10 protein-coding genes and 2 riboswitches are annotated in these 13,698 nt (G+C 70.7%); of the genes, 4 read left to right on the plus strand and 6 right to left on the minus strand.

The window, feature by feature from the left end; genetic code table 11:
• Positions 1–23: 23 nt before the first annotated feature.
• The gene (locus NE236_RS08385) at positions 24–1,727 is read right to left on the minus strand and encodes an ABC transporter substrate-binding protein (RefSeq protein WP_252841279.1); all 1,704 of its coding nucleotides are present in this window, start codon (positions 1,725–1,727) and stop codon (positions 24–26) included.
• Positions 1,728–1,957: 230 nt separating this feature from the next.
• Here NE236_RS08385 and NE236_RS08390 point away from each other — a divergent pair, with 230 nt between their 5' ends.
• Together NE236_RS08390 and NE236_RS08395 are read left to right on the plus strand one after the other, a co-directional pair.
• Positions 1,958–2,887: a hypothetical protein gene (locus NE236_RS08390; protein WP_252841280.1), complete on the plus strand. Its 930-nt coding sequence runs from the start codon at positions 1,958–1,960 to the stop codon at positions 2,885–2,887.
• Between the two features lie 243 nt (positions 2,888–3,130).
• Positions 3,131–3,829: a COG4315 family predicted lipoprotein gene (locus NE236_RS08395; protein ID WP_252841281.1), complete on the plus strand. Its 699-nt coding sequence runs from the start codon at positions 3,131–3,133 to the stop codon at positions 3,827–3,829.
• A gap of 4 nt (positions 3,830–3,833) precedes the next feature.
• On the opposite strand, the gene NE236_RS08400 is transcribed toward NE236_RS08395, so the two are convergent.
• On the minus strand, positions 3,834–4,571 hold the full coding sequence (locus NE236_RS08400) for a M50 family metallopeptidase (RefSeq protein WP_252841282.1): 738 nt from the start codon (positions 4,569–4,571) through the stop codon (positions 3,834–3,836).
• A 143-nt stretch (positions 4,572–4,714) separates the two neighbouring features.
• Between NE236_RS08400 and NE236_RS08405 the strand changes: the two genes are divergently transcribed.
• Positions 4,715–5,824, plus strand: a complete 1,110-nt coding sequence (locus NE236_RS08405; protein ID WP_252841283.1) for a DegT/DnrJ/EryC1/StrS family aminotransferase — start codon at positions 4,715–4,717, stop codon at positions 5,822–5,824.
• Positions 5,825–5,870: 46 nt separating this feature from the next.
• On the opposite strand, the gene NE236_RS08410 is transcribed toward NE236_RS08405, so the two are convergent.
• A complete protein-coding gene (locus tag NE236_RS08410) occupies positions 5,871–7,574 on the minus strand; it encodes a substrate-binding domain-containing protein (RefSeq protein WP_252841284.1) in 1,704 nt (567 codons plus the stop codon).
• 336 nt (positions 7,575–7,910) lie between these two features.
• Positions 7,911–9,239 carry a tetratricopeptide repeat protein gene (locus tag NE236_RS08415; RefSeq protein ID WP_252841285.1) on the minus strand — a complete coding sequence of 443 codons (1,329 nt, stop codon included), beginning with the start codon at positions 9,237–9,239 and terminating at the stop codon, positions 7,911–7,913.
• A gap of 184 nt (positions 9,240–9,423) precedes the next feature.
• On the opposite strand from NE236_RS08415, the gene NE236_RS08420 reads away from it, so the two are divergent.
• Positions 9,424–10,755, plus strand: a complete 1,332-nt coding sequence (locus tag NE236_RS08420) for a class II 3-deoxy-7-phosphoheptulonate synthase (protein WP_372494274.1) — start codon at positions 9,424–9,426, stop codon at positions 10,753–10,755.
• A 220-nt stretch (positions 10,756–10,975) separates the two neighbouring features.
• Here NE236_RS08420 and NE236_RS08425 read toward each other — a convergent pair whose 3' ends face one another.
• Both NE236_RS08425 and NE236_RS08430 read right to left on the minus strand, forming a co-directional pair.
• A complete protein-coding gene (locus tag NE236_RS08425) occupies positions 10,976–12,004 on the minus strand; it encodes an NlpC/P60 family protein (protein WP_252841287.1) in 1,029 nt (342 codons plus the stop codon).
• A gap of 5 nt (positions 12,005–12,009) precedes the next feature.
• Positions 12,010–12,196: riboswitch (cyclic di-AMP (ydaO/yuaA leader) on the minus strand.
• Between the two features lie 203 nt (positions 12,197–12,399).
• The gene (locus NE236_RS08430) at positions 12,400–13,389 is read right to left on the minus strand and encodes a CHAP domain-containing protein (protein WP_252841288.1); all 990 of its coding nucleotides are present in this window, start codon (positions 13,387–13,389) and stop codon (positions 12,400–12,402) included.
• Positions 13,388–13,537: riboswitch (cyclic di-AMP (ydaO/yuaA leader) on the minus strand. (Overlaps the previous gene by 2 nt.)
• Positions 13,538–13,698 lie beyond the last annotated feature (161 nt).

Here is a 13,698-nt window from a genome sequence, read left to right on the forward strand (position 1 = left end):
GCGCGAAGCCCTGCGAGGGCGCGTCATTTCACCGAGACCATGGCCACGTCGTACGAGCCGCGCCACTGGTCGAGGTAGGGGTTCTTGACGTTCTTGCCGTAGAGCCGCAGGTAGATCGGGTGGAACAGCGGCACCGTGAGCGCCTGCTCGCCGAGCTCGGCGTCCAGCGCTCCCCAGCGGGGCCGGGCCTGGACCGGGTCGGAGATCTTGTTGGTCGCGTCGAACTCGGCGTTCACCTTCGGGTCGTCGTACTGCGCGAAGTTGTAGTTGCCGCCGTCCTTGAGGATCTGCCGTCCGTCGAAGATCGGTGCCAGGAACGGCCCGCCGGTCGGCCAGTCCGCGCCCCACCCGGACAGGAAGATGCCCGGCTCGGTGGACGGCTTGGTCTGGACGGACCGGTAGCTCGCCTGGTCGTACGCCTTCAGGTTCACCGTGATGCCGGCCTGCTTGAGGGCCTCCTGGACCGCGGTGGCGACGGCGGGCCCGTCCTGGTGGGAGTCGCTGTTGCGATGGGCCAGCGTGATCGACAGGTTCGACTGCCCCGCTTGGGCCAGCAGCTCCTTGGCCTTCGTCGGGTTGCCCGTCGGGCCGGCGGGGAAGGCGTCGTACGGTTGGTAGCCGAAGGCCGCCTGGTCGGGCAGGAACGTCGTCGCCGCCGTGGCGAGCGAGCTGCCGCCGACGGCGATCACGGCCGCCTGACGGTTGACGGCGTAGGAGATCGCCTGCCGGACGCGTACGTCGTCGAACGGCTTGACCTTGGTGTTGAACGCGATGAAGTTCGTGTAGCCGAACTGACCGCGCACGGTGCGCTTCTTCAGGTTCGGGTCGGTGGAGATGCGCGCCAGCTCGGCCGGGCTCAGGTCGGTGTCCGTGGTGATCGCGTTCGCGTCCTTGCCGGAGCTCGTGCTGAGCCGCTGGTTGATCACCGCCGCGCTGAGGCCGTACGTCGCCTCGATCCGGTCGGGGCAGGCGAGGCGCTGGTCGTCGGCCGCTCGCGACCAGTTGGGGTTGCGCACCAGCGTTAGGCTCTTGTCCTGCACGTGGGTCTGCACCTTGTACGGGCCGCTGGAGATCGGGTGCTTCTCGAACGCGGTACCGCCGTCCTTGGCCTTGGGCACCGGGGCGAACTGCGTGGCCGTCGCGACGTACGGGAAGTCGCCCTCGGGCTTGCGCAGCTTGAAGACGATCGTCTTGTCGGTGGGGGTTTGGATCGAGTCGAGCTCCTTGCCCTTGTACGGGCCCGTGTAGTCGGCGCCGCCGACCAGCCAGTCGCGCAGGTAGGGGATGCCGCCCGGCAGCTCGGGTGCGAAGGAGCGCTCCACGCCCCACTTGACGTCCTCCGAGGTGATCGGCGTGCCGTCCTCGAACTTCAGGCCGTCGCGGAGGTGGTAGGTCCAGGTCTTGGCGTCGTCGCTCGGCGTGCCGGTGTCGGTGGCCAGATCGGGGGCCACGGTGGTGCCCGCCTCACCCGGCACCCGCTTGCGGGTGGTCAGCGTGCGGAAGACGAGGGACGGGACGGCTCCGCCGCCGGAGGTGTAGATCCGCGCCGGGTCGAAGTGCTCGTCGGTCGCCGAATCCTGGTTCAGGATATAGAGCGTCCCGCCCTGGCAGTTCTTCGGGTCGAAGGACGAGCCGCCGGAGGCGGAGGTGGAGCCGCCGGAGGAGCACGCGGACGCGGCGGCCAGGACGGCGGCGGCGGTGAGCAGGACGGGGACTTTTCGCAGCATCGAGGGTTTCTCATTCGGGAGGGAACGACGGCACGGCCCTGCGGTGGCAGGGGTGATCGGAATATATACTTTCTCGGTAGGGAACATAAAGATCTCTGCTCGTGTAGGTCCGCCGCACACCGCCACGGGTGTTCCTTCCCGGCCGGATCCATGGTCAACTGAGGGGCGTGCCGCCCGCAGTCCCGCGGCCGGCACCCGACCGTGACCGGGGACGCCAGGGACGGAGGGTGATGAATCCGCGGTGGGAGGCATGGGACCTGCTGGGCGGCGAGTACGACGTCCGGGTGCTGGAGCCGTCGCCGCCCGCCGTGACGACCCCGCCGTGGTACGCCGACGACCCCCTCGCGGGCCCGTACGGCGCCAAGCTGGTCACCCCCGTGTGCGGGCTCGGCCGCACCTGGGACGAGCTGGCCCGCGAGCGTCCCGAGCTGGCGGGCTTCTGCGCCGACCGCTGGCTGGGCGCCTGGCGCCGGCTGGCCCCGCTGCCCCGGGACTTCGCCGCGACCCGCCGGTCACTGCACGCCCTCGCCGAGCACGTGGTCGCGGCGGCCCGCCACACCGCCAACGGCAAGATCGGGCTGCGGTTCACCCGTGGCGGCTTCGGCACGCCGTACTTCGGCGCCGACCGGCAGGTGCGCGTGGAGGCCGGCCGGCTGGTCGTCGACGACGCCTCCCACGCCCCCAAGACCCTCGGCGAGGCCGCCGACCTGGCCGGTGTCCCCGTGGGGATGCCTCCGGACGTCTACACGCCCCAGACCCCGGCCGACCCCGAGCTGCCGCTCACCGTCGGCCCGCCCGCCGCCGAGGCGCTCGGCGCGTGGTACGGCTTCGCCTGGGCGGTGCTGGAGCAACTGCGCTTCGACGCCCGCCCGCTCGACCCCGGCCGCGTGCAGCTGTGGCCCGAGCACTTCGACGCCGCCCTCGACGCGGGAGACGAGGCCGCCGGCCGGCGGGCCGCGTTCGGCGCGTCCCCGGGCGACGCCGAGCACCCGGAGCCGTACCTCTACGTCGCGCCCTGGACCAGGCGGGCCGGCGCGTCCTGGAACGACGACGCGTTCGGCGGCGCGTCCCTCCCGTACGCCGCGCTCCTGGCCGCCGACGATCAGCGCGCCACCGCGCTCGACTTCTTCCGCCGGGGCCTCGACGCGCTGTCCCGGTGAGTTCCTGGACCGCGTCATCATCGCGTCCGGTCATCGGCATGTCGGGTCAAGCATCCGCCTTGCCGGTTAAAGAAACCCGCCGTTTCCACTTCGAGGGCCGTCGCGGCGGGTAACCGAATTGCCGGGGCACATTGGGCGGCCTCGGGAGAAGACGTTCCCGGCTCGCGGACGCGGGGCATGACGGCGAACCACGGCGTGCGTCCGTACGTGCCCTCCTACGTCATCGGGGGAAAGGAACGGACAATGCGTAACGGAGTCATTGCCGCCGGAGTGCTGGCCCTGGGCCTGCTCGGCTCGGCCTGCGGCGAGGGCAGCAAGACCACGCCGGAATCGCAGGGCGGCGGGGGACCGTACGCCCAGCCTTCCAGCGCCCCGCCGGCCTCGTCTCCAGGGGTGTCCCCATCGGAGTCCGCGTCGGTGTCCCCGTCGGAGTCGGCATCGGTGTCGCCGTCCGAGTCGGCGATGCCGTCCGCCCCCGCCGGCGCCGGGGTCGTGAACGCCAAGAAGACCAGGCTGGGCACGATCCTGGTCGACGGTACCGGCAGGACGCTCTACATGTTCGAGAAGGACAAGGGCCAGGGCGGAAAGTCCACGTGCACGGGCGCCTGCGCCAAGGAATGGCCGCCGTTCGTCGCCGGCGGCACGTCCGCGTCCGGGTCGCCCGGCGGGTCGCCCGGCGGGTCGCCCGGCGGGTCGCCGAGCGGGTCGGCCAGCGGGATGCCCGGAGTGTCGCCCAGCGCGGGACCCGGCGTCACCGCGTCGAAGCTGTCGACGACGACCCGGCCCGACGGATCCAAGCAGGTCGTCTACAACGGCTGGCCGCTGTACTACTTCGAGGAGGACAAGGCGCCGGGCGACATGAAGGGCCAGGGCGTCACCTCGTTCGGCGGGCCGTGGTACGTCATCGGCGCCGACACGGGCGACCCCATCACCAAGAAGTAGTCGCTCACCAGCCTGGCAGCTGCGGCATCGCGTCCGGCAGCAACCAGGACCCGCCGGCCAGCAGTGCGGCCACGGCGATCACGCCGAAGCCGAACACCCACAGCAGGCCGGGCATGCCGGTCAGGCGGGCCAGCTGGTCGGCGTCGGAGTCGGGTGCGCGGCCCCCGGAGCGCTTGCTCTGCAGCTCCACGACGGGCCGCGCCCCCGCGAGCAGGAGGAACCATGTGAACGCGTAGGCGAACGCCGCCTGCACGGTGGCCGATCCGAACCACGACACAACGAAGATCACAGCGCCGGTCGTGAGGACCGACAGCACGCCGTACATGTTGCGGACCATGACGAGGATCACGGCGAGCAGGACGATGCTCGCCCACAGCAGGGCCGTGATGTGCCCGACGGCCAGCAGCCCCGCCGCGCCCAGGCCCAGCAGCGGTGGCGTGGCATAGCCGGCGAACGCGGTGACGATCATGCCGGGTCCGTGCGGCTTGCCGCGCGACACCGTCACGCCCGAGGTGTCGGAGTGCAGCCGGATGCCCTGCAGCTGCCGTCCGGTGACCAGCGCGGCGAACGCGTGCCCGCCCTCGTGCGCGATCGTCACGACGTTGCGCAGCACGTGCCACACCGAGCGGATGGACACCGCCACGAGCGCCACCACGCCGGTGGCGCCGACAAGCCACCACTGGGGGTGCGGCTGCGTGCCGACGACCTCGTGCCAGACGCCGCCGATCGTTGCCGTGTCCAATGCGTCACCTTTCCTCATGACCTGCTCGTCCGCCCCCGTACGAGGTACGACGCGTCCCGAGACGGTGGAGTTTCCGAATCGGGCGAACCCGTATCTTCCCCCAAGGTGGCCAGTAGGGTAGGGGATCTATGAGCGACCCGTTGATGAGCGTTTATCCTCCGCTGGAGCCGGCCACGCTGGTCACCCGGCGGTCCCTGCAGTTCCCGTTCAACTCGGACGGGCTGACGCTGACCCACCTCGGACGCGGCGCGATCTGGCTGGCCCTGAAGGCCCTCGGCCTCGGGCCGGGCCACCGGCTGGCCATGCCCGCCTACCACTGCGGCTCGGAGGTCGAGGCGGCCCGCCTGGCCGGCATCGAGGTCGTGTTCTACCGGGTGCTCCCCACACTCGAGGTGGACCAGGAGGACCTGTTCCGCGTGGCGCGGCAGTGCCACGCCACCTACCTCATCTCCTACTACGGCTTCCCGATGCCGCCGCTGCCGCAGGGCACGCGGGTGATCGAGGACGCCGCGCACGCGCTGTTCTCCTACGACGGCGGGGCCGCCATCGGCTCGCGCGGCGACGCGGCCATCTTCTGCCCGCGCAAGTCCCTGGGCGTGCCGGACGGCGGTGCCGTGCTGATCCGCGGCGGTCACATCGAGGCCGAAGGCCGGCCGCCGTGGAAGCGCATGGCCCGCTCGGTCGCCTCCCAGGGCATGGGATGGGCCGCCCAGTCGCGCGCCGGCGTGCTGCGGGCCCCCGCGACCAAGGTCTTCCGCAAGGTCAGCAAGGCCGAGCAGGCGGTCGAGGAGGGCACCCTCACCGAGACCGTCATCGGCGAGTGGAACCTCGAGGTCGCCGACCTGGAGGTCGCCGCCTCCAAGTCCTCCCGGATGACCGAATGGGCCGTGCACGGCGCGGACGGCGAGAAGATCCGCGAGCACCGGCGCCGCAACTACCAGGTCCTGCTGAACGCCCTGCCCGAGGTCTGCCCCGACCGCTGCCGCGGCCTGCCCGATGGCGTCGCGCCGCTGTACTACCCCGTGCGCGTCCCGGAGCGCGACCGGACCATCGCCGAGCTGCAGCGGCGCGGCGTACGGTCCATCGAGATCTGGCCGGTGCCGCACCCGCTCCTGGACCGCCACCGGTTCGCCGAACTCGAGCCGCTGCGTCACCAGATGCTCGCCCTCCCGGTCCACCAGGGCCTGTCCCCCTGGCACATGGAGCAGGTCGCCAACGCCGCCCGCGAGGCCATCGCCGCAGCACACCGGTAGACGGTGCGGTGCCACGGCCGCGCACCGGTGAGTACGCGCGCTGGGTTCAGGGCGTCTGGACGCAGAGCGGGTTGCGGTCGCCGTTCCGGTCGATGCACGGCGGGTAGCCCCGGATGCTCAGCTCGGCGCGCGCGTTGGCGCTGCCCAAGAACGCGATGAAGTTCTTCAGCAGTGAGGAGTCGTCCGGAGCGCCCGCCGTGTAGAGGAACTCCACGGTCCAGAACGGATAGCCCTGGGCGATGCTGGTGGCCTCGGGGAGCCTGCCGTCGAGCGTCACCACGTGGAACTTCTGTAGCCGGGCCGCCTCGATCTTGGCGGTCGGCGCGTCCGCGTACCCGATGGCGCCCGGCGTCTGGGCGACCTTGTCGATCAGCTCGCCGGTGGTGCGCAGCTCGCACCGGATCGTCGGCGCGTGCAGCGGCGGGCTGCTCTCCCGGCACTCGGTCGAGGACGCCGCGCCCTCCGACCGCCCGAGCAGCTTGTTCTGGAAGATCTGACGGCTGCCGGACTCACCGTCGCGGCCGACGATCCGGATCGGGACGTCCTTGCCGCCGAGCTCCTTCCACCGGTGATAGCGGCCGCGGTAGACGTCCCGGAGTTGTGTCAGGCTCAGATTCGTGATCCCGGTCGTGTCCGAGAGGATGACGCTGTAGACCACCACCGCGACCGGGTGACTCTTCAGCTCGATGGCCGGGTGGGTGCTGTCCGGCCCGTCGTTGAGCACCGCGAGACCGCCGGGGTCCTGGGCGCCCGCGGCGGACAGGTCGTGCATGCCGGCCCGGCTCCCGGCCAGTTGCAGGTCGATCGTCGCCGAACCACATGCCTTGTGGTACTGGCGGGCGATCTCGTGCAGCGGATCGGAGAAGGCACTGGAGCCCTCGACGCGCAGGTGTCCGCTCGCGCAGTGCAGCGCCGGGTCGGACCTGCCCTGGTAGTAATTGGCGAGCACGTTGCCGGTCAGCGCCACGGCGAGGACCATCCCGGCGGTGATGGCCGCCACGGGCCAGCCCAGCCTCCGCTGGCGTTTCTCGTCCTTCACCCATCCGCTGGTCAGGGCGCCGCCCGCCTCGATCTTCTTGCTGATCGTGTCGTCGGCCGAGTCGTCCTGCTCACGCAGGACCACGACGAGTTTGAAACGTTGCCGGCGAGGCAGGGAAAGGCCGGCCAGCCGGACGCCGTTCCACTGCCGGGTGTCCTCGGCCTGCTCGGGCGGCGGGCCCTTGACCAGGCCCGCCAGACGGTCGGCCAGCAACCGGCGGAGCGTTCTCACATCGGGGCGGCCATTGCTCTGAACGACGCCCTTCGGGCCGACGGAGAAGAACTCCAGCCGGTCCCGGACGGCCTCGTGAAGCTGTGCGGTGCTGGCGTCGGAGATCCGCGCGTTCCATATGACGCGGCCCTTGAAGGTGAACGACAAGGGCTTGATGAAGTCGGACGGCTCGATGTCGTATCCGCCGGTGTTGCGCACGCGGATGACGACGATGCTGAGCCGGTCGAAGGTCCGCGCGTACTCCCGCAGGCTCGGGTCCGTCACCGTGGGCCGGTCGTCCCCGTCGTGCAGCGCCACGGGGCTGAGGCCGATCTTCGAGTTGTAGAGCACCCGGTAGTTGATCCGCCTGCGCCGGACGAGGTAGCGGTCGGCGAGGGGACTCGTCACGAGCAGGACGATGAGAACCCCCAGGAATGCGTTCTCCTGGCGTTGCGCGATGAGCTCGGCGATCGCCTGAGCCATGGCCAGCATGCCGCCCATGAATCGCCTCCCCGTGTGAGCGGTGCAATGATGCTAGAGCGCACAACGGGGAACTCCGTGCGGCGGCGGGAGAATTCACCGGCCTTTCACGGTGACGCCTTCCGCGGTCCCATACCGGGTTACTTCTGCGGCGCGGCGCCGGTGAATTCGGCGAGGAAACGGAAAAGGCGCTCGACCCGGGAACCCGGGTGAGCGCCTTTCCGCACCTCTCGCGGCGAAGGATCTTTACGGCGGTCGGACCGGCCTGACCGTCATGTACCTGACGTTCGCGCGCCGTTCTCCCTCTGGAGATCCCAAGACCGCGGGCGGCCCGTGGGCCGCCGTCGCGCCGTGTTCTCAGATCTTTCGGATCAGGACAATCGGGGTCTGCTCGTCCTCGTTGCCGGCCGGGTTGTCGGACAGGACCTTCTCGACCCACTTGCGGTCGACGCCCTTGGACGCCCCGACGACCCACGCACCGGTGAGGTGGTTGGCGTCGACGACGCAGACGTGGCAGCCGAGCGCCGCGGACAGGTCCTCCGACAGCTTGTCCGGCCGGCCCGGGCCGAACAGCAGGTGGTGGTCGTGCGGCGGGAGCGCCGCCGCCACGTCGTCGATCATCGCCGCGCCGGGGCCGGCGACGCGGTAGAACCAGCCGCGCTTGCCGACCAGCTTGCCGGCCGCGCCGGCGGCGGCGCCGAGAAGGACCTTCGCGCGGCCGGCCTCGAGGATCGCGCCCTGCATCCCGGCGGGGCTGTGCAGTGGGCCGATCTTGCCGACGAACTTGCTGAGCTGCTTGGCCATGCCCTCTGGCGTGATCAGCTCCAGCGGGATCATGCGGCCCTGGCCGGCCGAAGCGGGGCTCTCCGACAGCGCGAGGATGTCGTCCGGCTGCAGCATGCCCTGCGTGGCCTCCTGGATGATCGGGAGGATGCCGGTGCGCAGGGTGATCATCTTCGTCTTGATCGGGATGCGGCGGGCGCCGACCGCGCGCTCGTCGACCGGCGGGATGTTCGGCGCCTTGTCCGGCGCGACCTCGCCGAACTGCTGGTGCAGCATCTGCTTGATCTGGGTGTTGCGCGGGTAGATCGACGCGCCGCGCTGCAGGATGTCGCGGGCGCCCGCCGGGTCACCCGCCTCCAGCCGGAGCGAGGCGAGGAGCGTGTAGTCCGAGGCGTAGACCAGGTAGTCGGGGGCCAGCGCGATCAGCTCGGTCTGGTACTTCAGAGCGCGCACCTTGTCACCGCGGTCCACCGCCCACTTCGAAAGTCGCTTGAGAGCGTGCCGACGCAGCTGGGAGTCGTTGACGACCGACTCGAGGATCGCCTCGGCGTCGTCCATGCGCCCGCCGTCCTTCAGAACGTCGGCCAGCGTCAGGGCGTACCAGGGGATGGTCGGGTACTTCTCGCGCGCCTGCCGGACGATCTGGGCGGCCCGGTCGTAGTCGCCACGCCATTTGAACGCCTCGGCCAGCGCCGCGGTGGCGAATCGCGTGTCACCACCGGCCGCGACGGCCTGGTGGGCGATCTGCTCGGCCTTCCTGTCGTCACGCTCGTTCGTGAGGACCAGCCAGGACAGCAGGGACAGACCGTCGCCGTCGAGATCCGCCCGCTTCGACTCGAGGAGCTGCTGGGCCTCCTCCGGCTTGCGGAGCCAGATGTCATAGGCGCGGCTGTTCGTGCTCATTGTCAGAACCTCATGCGTCGTCGGCGATCTTCGGGATCGGGCCATCATCTCAGAGTTTCGCGGTGTCCGACGCGGCGGTCGTCCTTCACCGGCATCGCCAGAGTGGGAGAGAGATGGGCGAGCGGGGGGGAATACACAGGTTGCATGACCCGGGCTTGTGGCCCGCTCGATACCCTTGGGTCTCGTGGACCTCCTCGATTCCTGGCGCGACCTCCCGGCCGCACAACAGCCCGAATGGCCCGACCCCGCCCGGGTCCAAGATGTCGCGGTGCAACTGTCCAAGCTCCCGCCGCTCGTGTTCGCCGGCGAGTGCGACCGGCTCAAGGCGCACCTGGCCGCGGTGGCGCGCGGCGAGGCGTTCGTCCTGCAGGGCGGCGACTGCGCCGAGACGTTCTCCGGCGCGACCGCCGACGACGTGCGCAACAAGCTGAAGACCCTGCTGCAGATGGCCGTCGTGCTGACCTACGCCGGAAGCGTCCCGGTCGTCAAGATCGGCCGGATGGCGGGGCAGTTCGCCAAGCCGCGGTCCAAGCCGGTCGAGGTGCGCGACGGCGTGGAGCTGCCCGCGTACCGGGGTGACATGGTCAACGGGTTCGACTTCACGCCGCAGAGCCGCGTGCCGGACCCCGAGCGGCTGCTGCGCGCCTACCACGCCGCGGCCGTCACCCTGAACCTCACCCGTGCCTTCACCCAGGGCGGCTACGCCGACCTGCGCCAGGTGCACGCCTGGAACCACGACTTCGTCGCCGAGAGCCCCGCCGGCCGGCGCTACGAGCGGCTGGCCGGGGAGATCGACCGTGCGCTGGCCTTCATGCACGCCGCCGGCGCCGACCCGGAGGAGTTCCACCGGGTCGAGGTCTACTCCAGCCACGAGGCGCTGCTCCTGGACTACGAGCGTGCCCTGACCCGTGTCGACTCGCGGTCCGGTCTGCCGTACGACGTCTCCGCGCACTTCCTGTGGATCGGCGAGCGCACCCGGCAGCTCGACGGCGCGCACGTGGAGTTCATGCGCCACATCCGCAACCCCATCGGAGTGAAGCTCGGGCCGACCACGACCGCCGAGGACGCCCTCGAGCTGATCGAGCGGCTGGACCCCGACCGGGAGCCCGGTCGGCTCACCCTCGTCACCCGTATGGGCGCCGAGCGGATCCGCGACCATCTTCCCGCCCTGGTGGAGAAGGTCACCGCGAGCGGCGCCCAGGTCGCGTGGATCTGCGACCCCATGCACGGCAACACCTTCGAGGCGGACAGCGGGTACAAGACCCGCCGGTTCGACGACGTGCTGGAGGAGGTCGCCGGCTTCTTCGAAGTGCACCGGGCGCTCGGCACCCACCCGGGCGGCGTGCACATCGAGTTCACCGGCGACGACGTCACCGAGTGCGTCGGCGGCGGCCACGACATCGTCGAGGACGACCTGCACCAGCGGTACGAGACCGCCTGCGATCCGCGGCTCAACCGCGGCCAGGCCCTCGACCTGGCGTTCATGGTCGCGGAGATGTACCGCATCGCGAAGTGAGCATCGGCGGGTCCGGGCCGCCGCCGTGAGCGGGCCGGACCCGCCGTTCGCGGAACGCGGCTCGGATGGTCTCCACGGCGCGGGTCCGTCGGCGCTGCCGCCGGTCCGGCCGGGAGGCCGGCCGACAGGCTGGTCGGCAGGTGCCGCGAGCGCGTAGGACCTTCCGCTCACGGGAGCGCCGCCCGGACGGTCGCCTCGGGCCGGCCCCGCTTCGGTCAGATCACGCGACGCGGACGGCGCCGGCGAACGGACGGGTCGACAGGTCGGCGACCCGGACACGGTCGCCGGTGTGCGGTGCGTGCACGAACTTCCCGTCGCCGATGTACATCCCCATGTGGTGGATGTCGGAGTAGAAGAAGATGAGGTCTCCGGGCTCCAGCTGGTCCCGGGAGACGTGGACGCCGGCGTTCCACTGGTCGCCGCCGTAGTGCGGCAGGTTCACGCCGACCTGCCGGTAGGCCCACATGGTCAGGCCCGAGCAGTCGAACCCCCGGCCGGGCACCGCGCCGCCCCACACGTACGGCACGCCGACCTGGGACAGCGCGGCCCGTACGGCGCCGACCGCCTTGCCGGGGCCGCCGGGGATGGGAGGCACCTTCTCGCCCCTGCCTGCGCGCTCGACGGCGTCCTGCAGCAGCGGCTTGCGGACCTTCTCCAGGGCCGCGCGGATGGTGGCGCGCTGCCGGACGAGCCGGCTTCTCAGGACGGCCGCCTGCGCGGCGCGGTCGCGGGCGTCCTGGCACGTCCACTGGGCGTTCTGGATGGCCTGGGTGAGCTGCCGGATCTGGGTGTCGTCCTGCTGCGTGAAGTAGTGCAGGGTCGCGGCCCGGTCCAGCAGCGCGCGCGGGTCGGATGCGGCGAGGAGGGTGGGCGAGCCGTCGTTCGCGCCGTCGTTCGCGCCGTTCATGTAGCGCATCGCGGCGAACCGGCCGACCTTGCGCTGTATGACCTTGAGCGCCTTGGCGGCACGGACCGAGGTCTGACCGGCCACGACGGCCGCCCGCTGGGCCTGCTCCAGACGGACCTTGAGGCCGTTGTACTGCTCGGTGAGCTGCTCGAGCTGGTTGCCCAACTGGTCGGCGCGCTGCCGGAGCGCGTCGATGCGGGGACCAGGCCGGGCGGACTGCGCCAGTGCGGGCGGTGCGAGCCCGGCGATGACGAGGGCGAAGGTCACGACGGCCGTACGGCGGGCCGTGCCCTTCCCCGGATGATGAGGTTCGTGCGGATCCGCGGGGCGCGATGGCTCCATCCAGGTGTTCCTCTCCTCAGGCCGCCTACCGGGTTAGCTGACGGGTTCGGACAGAGAAGAAGCCCTACCGCGTGCCGTCGGCGACGGTCGCGGATTCACCCCGGATGCGAAGGCGGGGAGACGTCCCGTGGCTCCGCGTGTGGGTCCCCGGTTCCCCGGCGCGCGTGGCTGCGCGACGGGCGATTCGGCGGTCCGGCCGTCTCTCGGCCGGTGATGACTCGCTGGAGATTAACGGATAGTGACGGGGCGTCCAACGAGAACATGCGGAGATGGCCCGGGGGATCGCAGGATGGTCACTCCGGGTGATGCGCGGCTGGTCCTTTGCGCCTAGAAACGACGATCCCCGCCTCCTTCCGGATCGGAGGAGGCGGGGACCGCTCTGCTCAGGGGCAGTCTCAGGAGAAGACGGACTCCGAGGGGTTCTGCGACACCGCCGAGTGCAGGGTGTTCCAGAAGGCCAGCTCGACGTCCTCCTCCAGCTCCGCGATCTTGCCCCAGAACTCCTGGTCCTCGGCCTTGGCGGCGACCTCCGCGGACAGGACGGGCATGACCATGGTGCCGGCGTCGGCCGCGTCCAGATCGGCCACGCTGACCTCGGCGGGCAGCTCCACCGGCGTGCGGTGGTGCTTGCCGCGCTTGCGGACCCGTACGTTCGGCGCGGAGACGGGCACCTTGACCTTCGACTTGCCGATGGCCAGGGCCACGGTGCCGAACAGCACCACGGCGAGCAGCCCGGTGAGGGCGGCCTGCTGGTCCGGCAGGGGGGACGACGGGGCGGCGGGGTCGGGTGCGGCGGTCGTGTGCGAGTCGACCTGCGTCTGGACGTCCTGGCCGATCTCCTTGGCGGCGGGCGGGGGCGCGGAGTGCTTGGGAGCGTACTTCTGCTCCGTCTGGGCCGTCTGGGCCGTCTGCGCGGGCGCCGCCTTCACCTTCACCTTGGAGGGGTAACCGAAGCCCACGACCTGGCTGATGTCCCGGGTCGCGCGCAGCAGCGCGTTGTTGTGGTTCGCCTCGATCGTGTGCAGCGTGTGGCCGTCGACCCGCTCGACGATGCCGACGTGCTCGATGTCGCCGACGCCCTTGCCGCCCGACCAGGAGAAGAACACGATCGCGCCCGGCTCGGCCTTGTGACCCCAGGCGTCGTGCTTCTTGAACCACTTGGCGTGATCGGGAGTGGAGGCGAACTGCCCGGTCCAGTCCTCGACCCCGGCCTTGTCGGCCGCCCACGCGAGGAACATGTCACACCAGGGGGCGTCCTTGTAGTAGGAGCCCTTGTCGATGTGCTTACCGTACCAATCGCCAAACTTCGTGTAGCCGCTGGCTTTCTCGTGGTAGCCGAGCTGGCTTTTGGCGACATCAAGCAGTTTCTGACCTATCGAATCCATATCTCCCCTTAGGCCGCCTACCGGGTTAGCTGACGGGTTCGGGCCAGAGAGGAGCCCTACCGTGCGTGACGGATTCACCCCGAGGGACAGTTGGGTCCCCGGCTCCCGCGACGCTGGCTGCGCCGCCGGGATTAGGCGGTCGGCCTGCAACCCCCTGATTGGAGGTTGGTCACAGCCCGATCTCGGCGAAATGTAGCCGAACTCTCGCAACAACGGCAACGCGTTCGGAGGCGAAAGTCTGGCATCACCTGCTCACCGAGCGTAGCTGCGCGCGGCCGCGTCCAGCCGGGCAACGGCCGAAAAGGCGCT

Source organism: Actinoallomurus purpureus (assembly GCF_024055795.1).
Classification (GTDB): Bacteria; Actinomycetota; Actinomycetes; order Streptosporangiales; family Streptosporangiaceae; genus Actinoallomurus; species Actinoallomurus purpureus.

Coding starts and splice junctions, on each gene's coding strand:
- NE236_RS08385 (WP_252841279.1), bottom strand. CDS start 1,727: ATGCTGCGAAAAGTCCCCGTCCTGCTCACCGCCGCCGCCGTCCTGGCC.
- NE236_RS08390 (WP_252841280.1), top strand. CDS start 1,958: ATGAATCCGCGGTGGGAGGCATGGGACCTGCTGGGCGGCGAGTACGAC.
- NE236_RS08395 (WP_252841281.1), top strand. CDS start 3,131: ATGCGTAACGGAGTCATTGCCGCCGGAGTGCTGGCCCTGGGCCTGCTC.
- NE236_RS08405 (WP_252841283.1), top strand. CDS start 4,715: ATGAGCGTTTATCCTCCGCTGGAGCCGGCCACGCTGGTCACCCGGCGG.
- NE236_RS08410 (WP_252841284.1), bottom strand. CDS start 7,574: ATGGGCGGCATGCTGGCCATGGCTCAGGCGATCGCCGAGCTCATCGCG.
- NE236_RS08415 (WP_252841285.1), bottom strand. CDS start 9,239: ATGAGCACGAACAGCCGCGCCTATGACATCTGGCTCCGCAAGCCGGAG.
- NE236_RS08425 (WP_252841287.1), bottom strand. CDS start 12,004: ATGGAGCCATCGCGCCCCGCGGATCCGCACGAACCTCATCATCCGGGG.
- NE236_RS08430 (WP_252841288.1), bottom strand. CDS start 13,389: ATGGATTCGATAGGTCAGAAACTGCTTGATGTCGCCAAAAGCCAGCTC.